A 14,508-nucleotide genomic window follows, 5' to 3' on the forward strand; every position below is an offset into this window, starting at 1 on the left:
GTCGCCGACGCCCGATGATTTGCCTGCCGGTTGCCGCATCCCCGCCGCCGCGCTGGACAATCGCGCGGAGGCCTGCGAGGATCGCGTTACCCCCTTCGCTGCAATCGACACACGATATGCACAGTCACCCGTCCGAACCGCGCGACCTGACCCAGGAGATCCTCGACCTCGTCGATCAGCGCCGCTTCTTCACCGACCTGCACATCGAGCAGGACCGGCCCATCATGATCAAGACGCCGCGCGGCTGGGTCGAGACCGAAGGCGGTCCGATCATGCTCGACGAGATGGCGCCGATGCTCGACGCCGTCGACGACGACTGGGACAACCGCCTGCGCGACGGCGCGATCGATCGCCAGTTCGTCCTCACCGGCTGCCGCCTGCGCGCGCACGTCTACCGCACCTCGAACGGCCGCAAGACCGTCATCTCGATCCGCCGCCTGCCGCTCGCACCGCTGCCGCTCGACAAGCTCGGCCTGCCCGCATACATCCGCTCGACGATCGAGACCGCGAGCATGGGGCTCGTGCTCGTGACCGGCGTGACGGGCTCGGGCAAGACCACCACGATCGCGTCGCTGCTCGACCACCTCAATCGCACCCGCAACTGCCACATCGTCACGATCGAGCAGCCGATCGAATACGCGATCGACAGCCACCAGTCGATCATTTCGCAGCGCGAGGTCCCGACCGACACCCGCAGCTTCTCCGCCGGCATGCGCGAAGTGCTGCGCGAGCGTGCCGACGTGATCATGGTCGGCGAGATCCGCGACATCGAAACCGCCGAGGCCGTGCTGCAGGCCAGCGAATCGGGGCACCTCGTATTCGCGACCATGCATACCGGCAGCGCACTCACCACCGTCACGCGCCTGCTGTCGTTCTTTCCCGCCGAGCAGCGCGAACGTCACGCGGCATCGCTCGCGAACGCGCTGATCGGCGTGATCTGCCAGAGCCTCGTGCCCAGCGAAAGCGGCGATCAGCTCGTGCTCGCCAGCGAACTGCTGTTCAACCACAATCAGCAGATCAGCGCGTTCCTCACCGATCCGTCGAAGATCCCGATGCTCGCGGAATTCGTCCGGCGCAAGGAGGACAACATGTCCCGCTCGCTCAACGAAAGCCTCGCGCAACTCGTCGCCCGGAATGCCATCACCGCGCGCGACGCACTACGTGCGACCTACAACCGCATCGAACTCAACGAAATGCTTCAGCAGACCGGTATGCGTTGAGGTCATTCTCGCCAGCCGGATAACGCGCGAAGACAATCTTTGACAATCTGTTACGATTCGCGCCGCGCCGGCCGCACACGAGGGGCGCGCACGCACGCCGTACGCTCGCCGTACGCGAGGCACTGCCGTTTCGATCAGGATCGGGCGGGTTTGTCGAGGCCGAGTTTTTCCATCGCCTCGTGCGCATCGATCACCATCGTCGCGACTTCGCCGACGGTCACGCGCAGGCGGGTCGCACGCGAGCGGATATGTTCGTAGGCGTCGTTTTCGCTCAGCTGGTGCGATTCGATCAGGATGCGCATCGCGCGCTCGATGTGGCGGCGCGCCTTGATCGCGTCCTCGAGCTTGCCGATCTTGCTCTGCAGCCGCTGCTGATAGCCGGACGACGCGCGCGCGAGCACCAGCGTGCTCAGGATGCCCGTCGAGCGATAGGGCCTGGTGATGACGCCGTGCGCCTGCGTATCGACGAGGATCTTCAGCACGGTCGGATTTTCATAGTCCGACAGCGCGATCAGCGTCGCCCGCGTATCGGCCGCGCACCAGTTGCCCGCGCGGCGCGTCTCCGGTCCGACCAGGAAGAACACCGCGTCGGCATCGTCGGGCAACTGCGCGGGAAACGGCCACAGCACCGTCACCGGGCAGCCGATCCGGCCCAGTTGCTCGACCAGCACGTTGCGGTCCTCGCCGGGCGGATGAATCACCAGCACGCGCAAGGTGCGCAGATCGTCGAACAGCCGGTGCGCCCACGTGGTCATGGCCGTTCTCCATCGAGCCAGAACTCGGCGAAGCCGTACGACACCAGGTACGGATCGGGCTTGACGGGCCCGCTCCCCTCCCAGACGATGTCGAACGCGCCGTCGGGCCGGCACACGGCGATGCGCGGCGTGAGGATCGCGTGATTGTTGTCCCGGTCGATGCGCAGCACGCCTTCGGGCGAATCGAATTCGACGTCGTGCACCGCGTCGACCAGCTTCGCCGTGTCGAGGCTGCGCGTGCGCGCCAGCGCGAGCGCGAACAGGCGGACCTGGTTGTACGCCATCTCCGACCACATGCTCGCGGGCTGCTCGCCGAAGCGTGCGCGCCACGATTCGAGAAAGCGCCGGTTGCCGTCGAGATCGAGCGTATTCAGGTAGCTGGCCGACACGATATGGTGGCCGCACAGTTCCGGGCCGATCATGCGCGTCTCGCCCTCGGTCATGGTCAGGCTCGCGATCGGCACCTGGGCGGGATCGATGCCGTGCTCGCGGTACAGCTGATAGAACGCGCGCGCGCTGCGCCCGATCAGCGTCGAGAACACGACGTCCGGCGGCGCCGCGCGAATCTGGCGGACCACCTCCGCGAGCGCGTCCGGATCGGCGTCGTTCGGCAGGTAGATCTCGTCGACGATCTCGCCGCCGTGCTGCTCGACCATGTCGCGCATGATGCGGTTCGATTCGCGCGGATAAATGTAGTCGGCGCCCACCAGGAAGAAACGCCGCCCGCGGTTGCGCAGCAGATAGGCCGCCAGCTGCATGCTGTTCTGGTTCGGCACCGCACCCGTATAGATCACGTTCGGCGAATATTCGAAGCCCTCGTAGATCGAGCAATACCAGAGCAGCGCATTGTTGCGCTCGATGACGGGCAGCACCGCCTTGCGGCTCGACGACGTCGAGCAGCCGAAGATGACCGTGACGTCGTCGTCCTGGATCAGGCGCGACGCCAGCCGGCGGTATTCGTCCGGATCGCTGCGCGGATCGTAGACCACCGGGTCGAGCGGGCGTCCGTCGACGCCGCCCGCCGCGTTGATTTCCTCGATCGCGAGCACGGTGCCGAAAAAGTGCTCGGATTCGGTCGCCGCCGTCACGCCCGTGCGCGAATACAGCACGCCGATGCGCCATCCGGCATCCGCGCCCGACTGTCCCGACGACTGCTGCGACTTCGCCTGCATGCCGTTTCCTCCAGTGTCCGTGCTCATCGTGCCGGGCCCGCGCCGTGATGGCCCGCGCGGCCCTCGGCACGCGCCTGCTTACGTGACCGAGATGGCCTGCTCGACGAACCGGGCTGCCGCGAGGCAGCGCAGGTCGTCGCCGCGCGGGCCGATCACCTGCACGCCGATCGGCGCGCCGCGCACGCCGAGCAGGCCGGGCACGTTCACGCACGGCGTGCCGAGCAGGGTCCAGTTCCGGTTGAATGCCGGATCGCCGGTCGACGCGAGACCGTCCGGCGCCTCGTCGGGCGCGCTGGGCGTCAGCAGCGCGCTCAATCCGTCGAACCAGCCGCCGAGCGCGTCGCGCGCGGCCGCGAGTTCGGCGCATGCGGCGAGATAGCTCGCCGTGTCCACCTGCGACGCGCGCTCGAGAAACGACGCGAGCATCGGCGTCAACGCGCCGCGATGTCGATCGTACTCGAAACCCAGCGTCCGGTATGCCTCGTAACGCTGGATCGTCTCGTGCGCATCGGTCATGCGCGCCATCCACGGCGCGAAGCGCACGCGGCGCACGCGGCCGCCCGCCTGCTCGATCGCGCGGATCGCCGTGTCGAGCACCGCGTACGCGTTGTCCGACGGCTGCGTCCACGGCCACGATTCCGGCACGCCGAACACCGGCCCGTCGAGCGGCGACGCGTCGTCGGTGCGCGGATCGCGCGCGGCCAGGACGGCGCCCAGGTACGCGACGTCGCGCACCGTCGCCGCGAACAGGCCGACCGTATCGGCCGTCCACGAGAAGCCCTTCATGCCGGCGGTCGGCAGCATCGCGACGGTCGGCTTGTAGCCGGCGATCCCGCAGAACGACGCGGGGCGGATCGTCGAGCCGCCCGTCTGCGAGCCGATCGCGAACGGTGCGTAGCCCGCGGCGACCGCCGCCGCCGATCCGGACGACGAGCCGCCCGCGGTACGGCCGGGATCGCACGGATTGCGCGTGACCGTCGGCGCCATGTACGCGAACTCGCTCGTCACGCTCTTGGCGATCACGACACCGCCCGCGCGCCGCAGCATCGTGACGATGGCCGCGTCGGCGACCGGCTGGTGCCGTGCGTAGATCGGCGAACCGTAGCAGGTCGGCAACGCCTGCGTGTCGAAGATGTCCTTGACGACGACGGGCAGCCCGCCCAGCGGCCCGTCCGCCGCGCCGGCCGCCGCCAGCGCGGCCTCCCGCGACACCACCGCGGTCAGCGCGCGAACCGATGCTTCGACGGCGTCGATCCGCGCGAACGCGTCGTGCATCGCGCGACCGCGATCTCCGTGCCTACCGTCGATTCGCGCCAGCATCTGCCGCGCGGAGCCCGGGCGATAAAAGCCGGTTTCGTGCATGTCGTCGTCCTCCCGGCTAGACCCGCAGGTGCGCGAAAACCGACGCGGCAGCCGACGGCGCCTTCGCATCGCCGTCGTCGATCAGCGCCCCCTGCTTCAGCACCGCATAGCGATCGGCGACCTTCAGCGCGAACGGCACGTTCTGCTCGATCAGCAGCAAGGTCGTGCCGCGGCGCTCGCGCTCCCACAGCAGCACGTCGGCGAGCCGGTCGATCACCGACGGCTGCAGGCCCTCGGTGATTTCGTCGAGCAGGATCGTCGACGGCCGCATCATCAGCGCGCGCGCCACCAGCAGCATTTTCTGCTCGCCGCCGGACAGCGTCCCCGCATACTGCTTCAGCCGGCTCGCGAACACCGGAAACACCGGTTCGATCTCGGCGAAGCGTTCGTCGAACGTCGACGCCTGCGCCAGCCCGAGCCGCAGGTTGTCGCGCACGCTCAGGTCGTGGAACAGCGCGTGCTCCTGCGGCGCATAGGCGATCCCCGCCCGCGAGATCCGGTGCGGCGGCAGGCGCGTGATGTCCGCGCCGTGCGCATGGATCGAGCCGCCCGTCTTCGGCAGGTAGCCCATGATGGTCTTCAGCAGCGTCGTCTTGCCCATGCCGTTCTTGCCGAGCAGCGCCACCGCCTCGCCGGCGGCGACGCGCATCGTCAGGCCACGCAGCACGATCGCATCGCGATAGCCGCTCGTGACCGCGTTCACGTCGAGCGCAATCCCGCTCATGGTGCCTCCTGTCGCGCGGCAGCGGCGCCGCCCTGCGCGCTGCCGGAATAAATGGTGCGGACCAGTTCCGACGCCACCACGTCGGCGAAGCTGCCCTGCATCACGATTCGGCCTTGATGCAGCACGACGATGCGGGTCGCGACTTCCGCGACGAAATCCAGATCGTGCTCGACGAGCAGACAGCACAGCCCGTACCGGTGCGCGAGCGCCGCGAGCACGTTGCCGATCTGCGTGCGCTCGACCTTGGTCAGTCCCGCCGTCGGCTCGTCGAGCAGCACGATGCGCGGCTCCAGCGCGAGCACCATCGCCAGTTCGAGCGCTTGCTGCTCGCCGTGCGACAGATCCTTCGCGACGGCATCGAGCTTGCGGTCGAGGCGCGTCGCCCGGATCACCTCCAGCGCGTACGGCGGCAGCGCGAGCGTCGTCGCGGCGCGCACCAGCGACGGCCGCTCGACGATGGTGCCGGCGATGCGCAGGCATTCGGCCACGGTGAGGCTGTCGAACACGTTGGCGTTCTGGAACTTGCGGCCGAGGCCGAGCCGCACGCAGCGCTCCGGCGGCATCCGGCCGATCTCGGTGCCGCCCAGCGCGACCTGCCCCGACGAACGCTCGGCGCCGTCGCTCATGCAGCGCATCAGCGTCGTCTTGCCCGCGCCGTTCGGGCCGATCAGGCCGACCAGCTCGCCGCCGGCCGCCTGCAGGTCGATGCCCTGCAATACCTTGAGACTGCCGAAATGCCGCTCGACCGCACGCATGTCGAGGGCAGGCGCGGCGCCGGCCGCGGCTTCACGCGGCTGCACCGGCCGCTCCACGAGCACCGGCAACGGCCGCCCGCTCGCCATGAAGCGGCGCAACGGTCGGGCGAGCAGCGGCACGAGGCCCTTCGGCAGCAGCACGATCACGACGACGAACGCGGCGCCAAGAATCAGCTGCCATGCGAACGGCATGCTCCCGCTCAGATAGGCCGTCGCGACGTTGATCAGCAGCGAACCGATCACGGGCCCCCACAACGTGCCGCGCCCGCCGAGCGCGACCCACACGACGAGTTGCGTACCGAGCAGGAAACCCGACAGCTCGGGCGCGACCACGCCGCTGAACGCGCCGTAGCCGAACCCGGCCAGCCCGGCGATCATCGCGGTCGCGATCAGCAGCACGATCTTGACGAACGACGTGTTGATGCCGAGATACGCACAGCGCGCCTCGTTGTCGCGGATCGCGACGAGCAGGCGGCCGCCGTCGCTGCGCACGAACACCCAGGCCAGCACCGCGACGGCCAGCAGCGCCGCGCCGGCGATCCAGTACCACTGGCCCAGCGACAGGTCGAAGGTCTCGAAGCCGGTCAGCCCCGAGCTCGAGCCGGTCCATTCGCCGCCCGACAGCAGCGACTGTGTCAGCACGATCGGCAGCACCAGCGACATCACGGTCGCGAAGAACGGCGACGCGCCCCGATAGAACGACAGCCAGCCGAACACCGCGGCGACGGCCGCCGTCGCGGCGAGCGCCGCGCCGATCGCGAGCAGCGCATGCAGCGCCGAAAAGCCGCCATGCGTGAACACGAGCCCGGCCGTGTACGCACCGATGCCGAAGAACGCCGACTGGCCGAAGGTCAGGTAGCCGGTATAGCCCCACAACAGGTCGACCGTCACCACGACGATCGAAAAGAAACACGCCTGGATCAGGACGTTCAGCAAATACGAACCGAACACGAACGGACCGGCGACCAGCAGCACGGTCGCCGCGGCGACCATGATCGCGAGGTCGCGCCACGCACGCGCACGCGGTGCAGACGCGGCCTGCGCCGCCGAATCGGCGCGATGCGGCTCGAACGAGGCGTCGACCTTAGCCATGAGCGAACCCCCGCGGACGGATGCGCAGCGTCAGCGCCGCGAGCACCGCGATCGTCAGGCCGCCGAGCACCGGGCTCACGAACGTGCTGACGAGCACCTGGCATGCGCCGAACACGATGCACGTGACGAGCAGGCTCGCCATCGAATGCCCCGAGACCATCACCAGCATGAATGCGCTGACGATCCACCCGACGCCCATGTCCGGATCGACGCTCGACAGCGGCGTGATCAGCGCGCCGGCGAGCGAGCCGAGCGCCGCGCCGAGGGCGAACGTGATGAAGCGGATGCGGCCCGAATGAATCCCGAGCCCGCGTGCGAGGTCTTCGTTCATGATGACCGCCCGCGTCTTCACGCCGAAGCGCGTGCCCGACAGCAGCAGCGTCAATCCCGCGCAGAGCCCGAGCGCGATCGGCACCAGCACCAGCCGGTAGGCCGAGTATTGGGTGCCCGCGATCGACACCGCGCCCTTCATCGAGGTTTCGACGAACTGCACTTCACGGCCGAACACCATCACGATGATCTGGCCGATCACGATGCCGAGCCCCCAGGTGGCCAGAATCGCGTCGAGCGGCCGTTTGTACAGCGGCCGGACGATGATCCATTCGACCGCCATGCCGACCACCGTCCCCACCACGATCGCGAGCGGCACGCTCAGCCACGGATCGAGCCCCAGCCGCGTCACGACGAAGCTCGCGTAGGCGCCCAGCGTGAGCAACGCGCCATGCGCGAAGTTCACGATCTTCATCACGCCGAAGATCACCATCAGGCCGACGGTCACGATGAACAGCACGGCCGCCGTCGTACCGATGTCCAATACCAGTCCCATGTTTCCTCCCGGTTCAGGTTCGGTTCGCCGCCGGCGAACCCGGGTGCACCGCGCCGCGCGTTACTTGAGCTTCGGGCATTGCATGCCGGGATCGACGTCGGCGAACGTCTGCAGCACCTTCACCGAACCGTCCGGCTGGATCTGCCCGAGGCGCATCGCGAGCGGCACGTGACGGCTGCGGTTCATCGTGACCGTCCCGCGCGGCCCGTCGAACGACACCTCGCCGAGCGCCTTCACGACCTTCGACGAATCGGTCGACCCGGCCTTCTCGACCGCCGCCTTGTAAAGGAAGAACGCTTCGTACTGCGGCTCCGACAACTCGTTCGGCGTCTTCACGTCCTTGCCGAACTTGCCGTCGAGCGCCGCGACGAACTTGCGGTTCTGCGGCGAATCGATGCCGGTGAGGTAGGACGCCGTCATGAACACGCCGGTCGCGACGTCGCCCATGCCCTTGGCCGTGCCTTCGTCGATCGCGAGGTTGCCGTACGGCAGCGCGAGGCCCGAGCTCTTGAGCTGCTTCGCGAGCGCGACGTTCGGCGCGCCGCCCGCGGTGGCGCTGATCAGCGCATCGGGTTTCGCCGCGCGGATCTTCGAGAGCACCGGCGTCCAGTCGGTGCCGTCGATCGGCAGGTAGGTCTCGCCGATCACCTTCCCGCCGTGCTGTTCGATGTACTGCTTCGTGAAGTCGAGCATGCCGCGGCCGAACGCATAGTCGTTGCCGACCAGGTAGAACGTCTTCGCGCCGCGGCGCTGGTTGAAGTAATCGACGATCGGCGCGACCACCTGTTCGGGCACCCAGCCGTTCACGTACATCCACGGGCTGCACGAGCGGCCTTCGTAGAACGACGTGTAGATGAACGGCTTCTTGCCGCGCGCGACGATCGGCAGGGCCGCGTTGCGCGCGGCGCTCGTCTCCATCGAGATGATCGCGTCGACGTTCTTCTGGAACACCAGCGTGTCGTACGCCTTTTGCGCGCCCACCGCGCCCGAGCCGTCGTCCGCGATCACGAGCTCGACCGGACGCCCGAGAATGCCGCCCGCCGCGTTGATCTCGGCCACGGCCAGTTGCGACGACTGCACGACGGCCGGCGCGACGACGCTGTTGGCGCCCGACAGCCCGACCGCGACGCCGATCCGGATCGGCTCGGCCGCCGATGCGGCCATCGATGCCGCGACGATGAAGGCGGCGGCGATTGTCTTGTTCAACGACCTCATGATGCTTCCTTGTAGTGGGGATGAGTCGCGGCGCATCGGGGTGAATGACGCCGGGTGAGGCACGAAACGCGCGCCGCGATCACGGCGGCGACACCGGCCAGCCGGTGCCGAGCATCGGGTCGTAGATATCCGCGCGACGATCGCGCAACACATGGTTGTGCGCATTCAGCGTGCGGCCGGCGCGCGTGCGCGCCACGTCGATCGTCCCGTAGACGATTTCCTCGCGATCGGCGCTGGCCGGGCCCGCGATGGGCCAGCCGTCGCCGCCGACGATCAGGCTCTGGCCGATGAACGGCTGGCCGCGCTCGATGCCGACCCGATCCGCGCACGCGATCGCGACGCCGTTGCTGTGCGCGGCGGCCATCGTCAACGTGGTCGCCATGCCCGGACGATCGTCGGGCTGCGACGGCATCGGCACCCAGTTGGTCGGCACGCAGACGAGATCGGCGCCCTGCATCGCGGCCAGTCGAAACGTCTCCGGAAACCACACGTCGTAGCAGATCGCCATCGCGATGCGCCCGAGCGGCGTGTCGAATACCGGCACGCCGAGGTCGCCCGGCTCGAAAAAGCGCTTTTCGTTGTCCCACAGGTGCAGCTTCCGGTACACGCCGAGATGCCCGCCCGGCCCCGCGAACAGCGCCGAGTTGTAGAGCCGCGCGCCATCGCGCTCGGCGATGCCGCTCACTATGTGGACATTCAGACGCCGCGCGATGGCCTCGAACGCCCGCGCGGTCGCGCCGTCGGGCACGGGCTCCGCGAGCGCCAGCGCTTCGTCGCGATCCTCGAACACGTAGCCGCTGTTGGCAAGCTCGGGCAGCACGATCAGCACCGCGCCGTTGCGCGCGGCCGTCTCGATCCGCTCGAGCGCACGCGCGAGGTTGTGCTGCGCCGCACCGATGCGCGGCTCCATCTGCACGCATGCGATCACGAACGCACGCGCCTGCGCCGCCTCCCCTTTCGCCGGGCCGTATTCCGCCATCCGTCGTTTCTCCCGAAAAACAAAAAGCCCCCGGACCAGCGTCGTGCGACGCAAGTTCGGGGGCTTCATAGCCGTCCATATGTGGCGCGGCAACATTGCCGCGGAGGCGCCGTCGAGCTTGGCGCCTCAGTCCGGCCGAATATAAGAAGCCATTTTTTACGTGTCAAGCGATTCCTCCGGCGTCGTTGCCGCGTCATGCCACCCCGCTTTTCGACGCACTTTTCGTATGCGGCCGCGACGTTTGCCGGCTCGTCGCGGCCGCACGTTCGCGACTACAGGATCTGCTGCTCCAGCGGCGGGTTCTTGGGCAACGTGCCGCCGTGGTGCTTCACCATGCTCTGCACCGAGTTGATCGCCGCCGCGAACGGACCGCTCGCGAAACCGGCCTCGGCCGTCACCTTCTCGTTGATGAAATGCAGACCGCTCGACTTCAGCGTGTTGGCGTACAGCGTGCGCGTATTGTCGAGATCGTTCGGCGCGTCCATCTTGAAGGCGCCGCCCTGGGTCGGCACTTCGGTCCAGTGCGTGTAATGACTCCGCGCTTCCCAGTGCTTGTCGATCAGGTCCGCGAGATTGCGCAGTTTGGTGGCGTCCTCGGGCTCGGCGCGCGTCGCCGCTTCACGCAGCGTGCCGACCAGGTTCTCGATCTGCGTTTTCTTCGACTTGCCCTCGACCTTCTTCGCGTTGTCGCCGAGCGTGTAGCTCAGGTAGATCACCGCGTTGTCGCCTTCCTTCGCGGGGGCGTGCAGATACAGTTGCTGGAACTCCGCGGTGGACTGCAGGTTCTTCGGCAATGCCTCCGGATGGAACTCGTCGGCCGGCACGGTCATCGTCATCTTGGTCGCGCCGACGATGTTGACACTGTCCAGCGCCACGGCGAGTTCCGCCGAGACCAGGCTGCCCTCGCCCTGCTTCGTCAGGCCCAGTTGCGTCGCGATCTTCGGGCTCGCCGCGAAAAAGACCTCGTCGTAGGTTTCGGTCTTCGTTTCGCCGTTTTCCTTCCACGACACACGGTACTCGTCCTTGCCGGTCTTTTCGTTGGTCGTCTTTTCGACGCCCATGGCCGGCGCATTCAACCGGATCGCGCCCTGAGCCGCGAGCGACTGGCGGCCGGGCGGCAGCCCCGCGGTGTCCGCGATCATGCGCTTGAGCGGCTCGTCGGCGCCATCGACCAGCAACTGGTGGTTTTCGAGCCGTTCGTCGACGAGGAAACGCATTTCCTCCAGGAAGCCCGTGTTGAAGTAGCCCTTGTAGCCGCCGACGCCGATGCCGACCGCACCGAAGGTTTCCCAGTGCTTGTCGTCCCAGTGAATGCCGTTTTCCTTCAGCAGATGCTCGACGCCTTCCTTGAACGTGAACGGATCGAACCGGTTCTTCGCGGCCTCGCACAACTCGCGAAACTTCGCCGTGTCGCCCGCGTCCCGTGCGTCGCGCATCGGCTGCGTCAGCGATCCCATCGCCTTGTCGAAGTCCGACTTCACCTGCTTCAGCACCGGGTCGGTCGGCTCCTTGCCCGGCTCCGCCTTGCGCACGCTTTCCTCGAGCAGCAGCAGCGCACCGACCTGGCTCGGGTTCGTGAAATCGATATGCTTGAGCTCGTAGTGCTCCGCGAAGCTCCAGTAGAAGTTGCCGTGCGTCGTGTGAAAACGCATGCCGCCGGGATGCGTGGCCGTCGGGCTCTGGGTGCCGTCTTCGAACTGGCGATGGTGCGTCGCCAGGCGGCCGCCGATGTGATCTTCCGCCTCGAGCACCGTCGACGTCACGCCAATGCGGTTCAGGCTGTCGGCCGCCATGATCCCCGCCGGGCCCGCGCCGATCACGCACACCCGGAGCTTTTCCGCGACGTCCTTCGGCAGGTTGCCGACCTTGCGGTCGTTGCCCCAGTAGAAGCCCTTGTAGTCGTACATGTGGTCGAGCGGCAACGTCATGCGCATGTCGGCATCGCGTGCGCGGACCGTGGCGCGATGCGTTTCGTCGGTGGCCGCCTGCCCGAACGACCCTTGCAGGGCCGTGCGCGCCTGCGCGCCGCAGGCCGCGAGCAGGCGCTGCGCATCCGCGGTCGGCATGTGGGCCGCCGTGTGTTCGAGCCACGTCGCGACGTTCGGCCCGCCGGCGAGCCGCTTGTTCCCGGCGCCGACCGTGTCGAGCACGTCGCTTTTCTCGCGCTCGGACAGGGCGTGCCAGTGCAGCGTCAGCTCGCGGCGCATCTGCTTGACCTCCGGCGCCGACTTCAGCGTCGAGAGCGTGGTCAGGTTGGTCGTCATCGCTTCCAGCAGCTTGGCGCGATTGTCGGCGGACGGCCATTTGCCCGCCGCCGCCGAGAAGTAGTGGCCGAGCGACTGCGGCGTGAGCGGCGGGATGTCGCGCCCTACGGCGGACAGGCTTTCGCGTGCCGGCCGCATCCTGTTCTTGATCGATTCGGCGCCCAGGCTGAAGGCCGCCGTATCCACGCGGCTCGACGGCCAGCCGCTGGGCGTGTCGACGCGCGCACGCTTGGCGGCGGCCTCGAGTTCGGTGGCCGACGCGCGCGGGCTGCCCTGCGTGGGAAGCGCGCTGCGCCGTTCCACGCCCGTGACTTCGGGCAGCGTCGAACTCGACGGGCCGACGGGCGACGACGGCGATGCCGGACGCTCGAGCGTGGCGTGTTCCGCGCTGTCGGAGGTGTGAACGTGAGGATTGACCGATTCCATTTCGACGTTTCCTTTCGGGTTGCAGAAGGGGATTGAAACAACGATGTGGTGAAACGGGCCGTGCCGGCTGCGTGTCGCAAGCGGCTGCGTGACGGCCCGAATCGGGGGGCCGGCGCACCGCGACGGGTGGGTCGCGATGCGCCGGGCGACGACGGCGACGTCAGGACGCGTCGCCCGTCGACGTTCGCCGCGGCGACTCCGTCGGCGTCGGGGCATGCGACACGTCGGCGGGCGACGACGACGCCGGCGCGGGCGCGGGCAACGCACCCGATGCGACCGGCTCGCTGCCGTGTTCGCTGCCGCTGTGTTCGTCGACTTCCTCGATGCGCGACGACACGTCGTCCTCGTCGTGGGCCGGCGCCGGCCTTCTCGACATCAGCGCGTCGCAGGTATCGATCAGCGTGCCGAACGCCTCGGTCGCGAGGAACTCCATGATCATCAGCGCGCCGGGCACCGCCAGCGCCGAGCGCGGCGAGATCTGCCCTTTCGGCAAATTGGCATTCTCGGGATCCTGTTCGATCAGGTGCGAGGTCAGCACGAGCGCGGTCGCGATAACGAAGCCCGCGTGCGCCGGCACGCCCGCCAGTCGGCCGAACTTTTCGGTCCAGAGCGTCTTGAGGCCCTGCCCCATGGCGCGCGCGGCGTCGCTGCCCGATTCGAGCAGGCTCTTGTTGTGGTTGACGAGTCTCGCTTCCAGCCGGTCGAGCGGTTGATGCGCGATCAGTTCGCCGTGCGTCGGCGCCTCGATGCCTTTTTCCCGCATGGCATCGCCCGATTGCCGCAACCGGCCGAGCGCAGCCTTCACGGCGCCGCCCGCGCCGCTCAGTGCGCTTTCGAGCGTTTCCGCGCCGAAGAACGTCGCGGCGTCGGCATACACGTCGTTCAGTACCGTGCGCTGCTGATCGAGCGAACCGCCGGTATGGATCGCATGCAATACGGGCACGATCGTCACCATCGCGCGCACCAGTTGACGCTCCATCTCGGCCCGCACGCCCGGCGGCAGCGCTTCTTCCGCGTAGCGGTTGTAGCGGCGCAGCACGGAAGGCGGCAACGCGGTCGCCACCAGCGGCGGGATGTAGTGCGCCTCGAGGCCTTCGCGCGCAGCGGCCGTGTTGGTCGTCGTGAACATGACCGTCGCACCGATCGGCAAACCGGTGGCCGGCGACGGCACGTGCTTGCCCACGTACGTCCCGGCCAGCGACAGCGCGAGCAGGTAGCCCGAGCGCCCGACGAGCGGCGCCGTCCACTCCGCGAAGGACTTTTTCAGAAAACCGCGCAGCGCCTTCTCGTCCGTCACGCCATGGCGTTCGTACAGCGGCGCGCGTGCGAGCAGGCTTCGCAGCACGTCGTCGGGCACGCGGTCGGCATGCGTGCCGTACAGCACGTGTGCGGTCGTGGCCGCGATCGTGACATGCGCTGCCGGCACATCCGGGCCGGCGAGCGCCGTCAGCTTCTGTTCGCAGGTCCGGTGCCCTATTTCAGGATCGCTGCCGTGTGGCACCGGCATGCGCCGCTGGCGCAACGTCATGGCGAATTCGTCGCCTGAGGCGACGGTGCCGCGATTGCGCGCGGCCGGCAACGCCGCCGTGTGCTGGGCCATCGACGTCGATGCCGGCACGGGCGGACGCGCGTCCTCCCGGGAACGCGCCGTCTCTTCGGGCGGTTCACCGGTCGCTTCGCGATGTCCAATCGTGGAGGGTTCCATAGGTATCCTGATA

At 68.1% G+C, this 14,508-nt stretch carries 11 protein-coding genes; 1 reads left to right on the forward strand and 10 read right to left on the reverse strand.

The annotated features are described in order from the left end of the window. Positions 1-116: 116 nt before the first annotated feature. Positions 117-1,220 (forward strand): ATPase, T2SS/T4P/T4SS family, encoded by a 1,104-nt coding sequence (locus HWW87_RS33080; RefSeq protein WP_174434272.1) that lies wholly within the window; start codon positions 117-119, stop codon positions 1,218-1,220. A gap of 134 nt (positions 1,221-1,354) precedes the next feature. Here HWW87_RS33080 and HWW87_RS33085 read toward each other — a convergent pair whose 3' ends face one another. The 10 genes from HWW87_RS33085 to HWW87_RS33130 form a co-directional block, all read right to left on the reverse strand. Further along, positions 1,355-1,975 carry an ANTAR domain-containing protein gene (locus tag HWW87_RS33085; RefSeq protein WP_175823828.1) on the reverse strand — a complete coding sequence of 207 codons (621 nt, stop codon included), beginning with the start codon at positions 1,973-1,975 and terminating at the stop codon, positions 1,355-1,357. Further along, positions 1,972-3,147 carry a transporter substrate-binding domain-containing protein gene (locus HWW87_RS33090; RefSeq protein WP_174434273.1) on the reverse strand — a complete coding sequence of 392 codons (1,176 nt, stop codon included), beginning with the start codon at positions 3,145-3,147 and terminating at the stop codon, positions 1,972-1,974. Before HWW87_RS33090 ends, HWW87_RS33085 begins: the two co-directional genes overlap by 4 nt. Before the next feature lie 78 nt (positions 3,148-3,225). Next, positions 3,226-4,467: an amidase gene (locus HWW87_RS33095; RefSeq protein WP_244107391.1), complete on the reverse strand. Its 1,242-nt coding sequence runs from the start codon at positions 4,465-4,467 to the stop codon at positions 3,226-3,228. A 58-nt stretch (positions 4,468-4,525) separates the two neighbouring features. Continuing rightward, the gene (locus HWW87_RS33100) at positions 4,526-5,233 is read right to left on the reverse strand and encodes an ABC transporter ATP-binding protein (protein ID WP_174434275.1); all 708 of its coding nucleotides are present in this window, start codon (positions 5,231-5,233) and stop codon (positions 4,526-4,528) included. Beyond that, positions 5,230-6,981, reverse strand: a complete 1,752-nt coding sequence (locus tag HWW87_RS33105; RefSeq protein ID WP_244107392.1) for a branched-chain amino acid ABC transporter ATP-binding protein/permease — start codon at positions 6,979-6,981, stop codon at positions 5,230-5,232. The genes HWW87_RS33100 and HWW87_RS33105 overlap by 4 nt, the downstream gene beginning before the upstream one ends. Before the next feature lie 91 nt (positions 6,982-7,072). Next, the gene (locus tag HWW87_RS33110; RefSeq protein WP_175823831.1) at positions 7,073-7,906 is read right to left on the reverse strand and encodes a branched-chain amino acid ABC transporter permease; all 834 of its coding nucleotides are present in this window, start codon (positions 7,904-7,906) and stop codon (positions 7,073-7,075) included. A gap of 60 nt (positions 7,907-7,966) precedes the next feature. After that, the gene (locus tag HWW87_RS33115) at positions 7,967-9,121 is read right to left on the reverse strand and encodes a substrate-binding protein (protein WP_175823832.1); all 1,155 of its coding nucleotides are present in this window, start codon (positions 9,119-9,121) and stop codon (positions 7,967-7,969) included. A 79-nt stretch (positions 9,122-9,200) separates the two neighbouring features. Continuing rightward, complete coding sequence (locus tag HWW87_RS33120; protein WP_174434279.1) at positions 9,201-10,100, reverse strand: nitrilase family protein; 900 nt, start codon at positions 10,098-10,100, stop codon at positions 9,201-9,203. Between the two features lie 272 nt (positions 10,101-10,372). Further along, entirely contained in the window at positions 10,373-12,790 is a 2,418-nt protein-coding gene (locus HWW87_RS33125; protein WP_175823833.1) for an FAD-dependent oxidoreductase, read from the reverse strand. A gap of 160 nt (positions 12,791-12,950) precedes the next feature. After that, a complete protein-coding gene (locus HWW87_RS33130; RefSeq protein ID WP_175823834.1) occupies positions 12,951-14,495 on the reverse strand; it encodes a hypothetical protein in 1,545 nt (514 codons plus the stop codon). Positions 14,496-14,508 lie beyond the last annotated feature (13 nt).

Source organism: Burkholderia sp. BCC0419, assembly GCF_902830285.1.
Taxonomy (GTDB): Bacteria; Pseudomonadota; Gammaproteobacteria; order Burkholderiales; family Burkholderiaceae; genus Burkholderia.

Coding starts and splice junctions, on each gene's coding strand:
- HWW87_RS33080 (WP_174434272.1), top strand. CDS start 117: ATGCACAGTCACCCGTCCGAACCGCGCGACCTGACCCAGGAGATCCTC.
- HWW87_RS33085 (WP_175823828.1), bottom strand. CDS start 1,975: ATGACCACGTGGGCGCACCGGCTGTTCGACGATCTGCGCACCTTGCGC.
- HWW87_RS33090 (WP_174434273.1), bottom strand. CDS start 3,147: ATGCAGGCGAAGTCGCAGCAGTCGTCGGGACAGTCGGGCGCGGATGCC.
- HWW87_RS33095 (WP_244107391.1), bottom strand. CDS start 4,467: ATGCTGGCGCGAATCGACGGTAGGCACGGAGATCGCGGTCGCGCGATG.
- HWW87_RS33100 (WP_174434275.1), bottom strand. CDS start 5,233: ATGAGCGGGATTGCGCTCGACGTGAACGCGGTCACGAGCGGCTATCGC.
- HWW87_RS33105 (WP_244107392.1), bottom strand. CDS start 6,981: ATGGTCGCCGCGGCGACCGTGCTGCTGGTCGCCGGTCCGTTCGTGTTC.
- HWW87_RS33110 (WP_175823831.1), bottom strand. CDS start 7,906: ATGGGACTGGTATTGGACATCGGTACGACGGCGGCCGTGCTGTTCATC.
- HWW87_RS33115 (WP_175823832.1), bottom strand. CDS start 9,121: ATGAGGTCGTTGAACAAGACAATCGCCGCCGCCTTCATCGTCGCGGCA.
- HWW87_RS33120 (WP_174434279.1), bottom strand. CDS start 10,100: ATGGCGGAATACGGCCCGGCGAAAGGGGAGGCGGCGCAGGCGCGTGCG.
- HWW87_RS33125 (WP_175823833.1), bottom strand. CDS start 12,790: ATGGAATCGGTCAATCCTCACGTTCACACCTCCGACAGCGCGGAACAC.
- HWW87_RS33130 (WP_175823834.1), bottom strand. CDS start 14,495: ATGGAACCCTCCACGATTGGACATCGCGAAGCGACCGGTGAACCGCCC.